Source organism: bacterium (genome assembly GCA_029210545.1).
Taxonomy (GTDB): domain Bacteria; phylum BMS3Abin14; class BMS3Abin14; order BMS3Abin14; family BMS3Abin14; genus JARGFV01.
Genome location: JARGFV010000183.1, coordinates 1 through 2,828 on the forward strand (window position 1 = coordinate 1; position 2,828 = coordinate 2,828).

A 2,828-nucleotide genomic window follows, 5' to 3' on the forward strand; every position below is an offset into this window, starting at 1 on the left:
GTTAGCGCCTTCCTCTGTGCTCTCTGTGACCTCTGTGGTGAACGCACTTTCGAGCTGTAGCGGCACATGCCTGTGCTCCACCTGGATCCAGGTTTTCTCCGCCTTTCTCCGTGTCTCCGTGGTGAAAAACTTGCCTTTGCGCCGCTCGGCCGAAACATGTCAAAAAGTCTCTTCGAGCATTATCTTCAGGACCCTCTCCAGGTCCTCCGGCCGGTCCACGCCGATGCCGGTAAACCCTTCCCTTGTAACGACCGCGATCCTCATCCCGTTCTCCAGGGCACGGAGCTGCTCGAGGTCCTCCAGGACCTCAAGTTTCCCCGGCGAAAGAGTCACGAAACGCAGAAGCGACTCTTTTGTGTAAGCGTAGATACCCACGTGCCTCAGGGCGGCGCCTTCTCCCGGTTTCCAGCCGTGGGGGATGGGGGACCTGGAAAAGTACAGGGCCGTCCCTTCCGAGTCCGTCACCACCTTCACCACATGCCTGTCCCCGTAATGATCGTTGTCGTTGATCGGGACTGCCACCGTGGCGATGTCTGGAGGAGCAGCACCCCGCAGGGGAGCGATGACGGCATCGATGACCTCCGGGTCGATGAGAGGCTCGTCACCCTGGACGTTGACGATGATCCCGGCGTCCAGACCACGGGCCACCTCTCCCAGGCGATCCGAACCGCTCCGGTGACTGCTGCCGGTCATGACGCACCTGCCGCCGAAACCAAGGACCGCTTCCTCGATCCGCCTGTCATCCGTCGCCACGATGACATCCTCGACATCGGCCAGGCAGGCTCTCCGGTAGACGTGCTCGATGAGGGGCTTCCCGTCCAGGTCGGCCAGGGGCTTTCCCGGGAACCGCGTCGAGCCGTACCTCGCAGGTATGACCACCACGGCCTTCATTAAGTCCGTCAACGGCTCGAGTCCCCGATCTCCCTGAAACGGGCCTGCATCTGCTCAACGGTAACGGCCACGGTGCCGACCTCGCCCACGACGATCCCTGCCGCGACGTTTGAAAGGTAAGCGCCGTCGGCCATGGGGAGCCCTGCCGCCATTGCCAGGGACAAAGTGGAGATAACGGTATCCCCGGCCCCGGTCACGTCGAAGACATGACGGCCCAACGCCGGGATGTGGGTGACTTCGTCCATTCCTGAAAAAAGCGTCATCCCCTGGTCCCCGCGCGTGATAAGGAGATGAGCGCACCCGAGCTTTTCCACGATCCGTCGACCTGCCTCCACGAGGGCGTCCATGCTGTCGATGACCATCCCGGCCCCCGCCGCGGCTTCCAGGAGGTTTGGCGTGAGGACCGATACGCCCCGATAGGTGGAAAAGTGCTGGACCTTGGGGTCCACGGCCACCGGTACGCCTGCCTTTCCGGCTATGGCAACCAACTGCCTGACAAGGGTGGGAGTGATGACCCCCTTGGCGTAGTCGCTGATAACCACGCAGCCGCACTGGGGCAGGAACGATCCTGCGGAAGCGAGGAGCAGATTTTCGTCCTTCTGATCCAGGGGATAAGTCACCTCCTTGTCGACCCTCACGACCTGCTGGTTATGGGCGATCACCCTCGTCTTGACGGTGGTGGGCCGGCCCGGCACGGAAATGATCCCCCGCGTTCCGGTACCCTTTTTCCCCATTTCGCCCTTGAGCCACCGCCCCATCTGGTCGTCACCCAGCACGCCGCAGAGCTCCACTTTCCCCTTGAGGGAAAAGATGTTGCTCGCGACGTTGGCCGCCCCTCCCGGCCGCAGGGTCTCACTGGTGACCCCGACGATGGGGACCGGCGCCTCGGGCGATATTCTCGTCACCCCGCCCCAGATGTACTCGTCGATCATGAGGTCGCCGATCACGAGGACTTTTTTACCCTCGAGCCGGGCGAGAAGTTCCGTCCCCTTTTCCAGAAATGTTTTCATTTTCACTCCTAGCAGGATGCACGCTGTGCATGCATCCTGCTTGATGGACTTTTTATATGGCCATCAATTCATCGTCAGGGCCTTGATCCAGAGGACCCCGTAAACCGTCGCGACGACCGTGGCGTTGAGCATCTCCTTGTTCCTGACGACCTGGGACAAGTCAAACGGTCCCCGGCGGTATCCCGGCCACCTTAGAAGGGGGAAGAACCTGGGGACCCGGGAACGGTAACGGTCCCACTGTTCGGAGAAGAATCTTTCGAGCTTGTCCTCCTCCCACCTGATGGTAAACCAGTAAACACCCGCGAAAAACAGCAGGAAAGCCATCGCAAGCCAGGGCACCCCCATGCACACCACGAACCCCATACCCATGAGGAAACTGCCCACGTAAAGGGGGTTGCGGCTCAGGCTGTATGGCCCGGTCACCGTGAGGACCTCGTTCTTGTGAATATAGCCCGAAGACCAGATACGGATGGTCTGGCCCGCGGCGATGAGGATCAGCCCCCAAAGGAGGGTCGAAGCTGTCGGCCGGGCCAGGACCAGGAACAGCACGGCCATGACAGCAGAAAGCCTGGTGCGGTATTTTTTAGCGGTTTTGTATATTTCCAAGGACGAGCCTCTTCCATCAGCATTTAATCAATCCGGAACTATAACTTACATCATCGCCTTCTACAAGAACCCGGAATCCCCCGAAATCCGAGATTGGTTTTGTCTGGCCTCCGGTCGGCGCGTTGAGGGGGGTGTTTTTGCGTATGGGGCAATGTCACTGCTGAATTTGCCGCCCTACGTTACCTGTTAACCGTACTGCCCCGACCAAATGGGCGTTTTCGACGGATTTCGGGTATAGTTCCCCCTCAGGAACACGTAACCCGCCTCTTTTCAGTCACGCCACCGGCGTGATTACGCCATGGACACGATCCGGATCCTCCG

At 60.1% G+C, this 2,828-nt stretch carries 3 protein-coding genes; all 3 read right to left on the minus strand.

Features of this window, described 5'->3' with window-relative positions:
* Positions 1-159: 159 nt before the first annotated feature.
* On the minus strand, positions 160-891 hold the full coding sequence (gene kdsB, locus P1S46_12090) for a 3-deoxy-manno-octulosonate cytidylyltransferase (GenBank protein MDF1537210.1): 732 nt from the start codon (positions 889-891) through the stop codon (positions 160-162).
* 8 nt (positions 892-899) lie between these two features.
* Positions 900-1,901 (minus strand): D-glycero-beta-D-manno-heptose-7-phosphate kinase, encoded by a 1,002-nt coding sequence (rfaE1, locus tag P1S46_12095; GenBank protein MDF1537211.1) that lies wholly within the window; start codon positions 1,899-1,901, stop codon positions 900-902.
* 63 nt (positions 1,902-1,964) lie between these two features.
* On the minus strand, positions 1,965-2,507 hold the full coding sequence (locus tag P1S46_12100) for an isoprenylcysteine carboxylmethyltransferase family protein (GenBank protein ID MDF1537212.1): 543 nt from the start codon (positions 2,505-2,507) through the stop codon (positions 1,965-1,967).
* Between the last annotated feature and the right edge of the window lie 321 nt (positions 2,508-2,828).

Bases quoted from the DNA above. Each gene is read 5' to 3' on its own strand.
- kdsB (MDF1537210.1), bottom strand. From the start codon at position 891: ATGAAGGCCGTGGTGGTCATACCTGCGAGGTACGGCTCGACGCGGTTC.
- rfaE1 (MDF1537211.1), bottom strand. From the start codon at position 1,901: ATGAAAACATTTCTGGAAAAGGGGACGGAACTTCTCGCCCGGCTCGAG.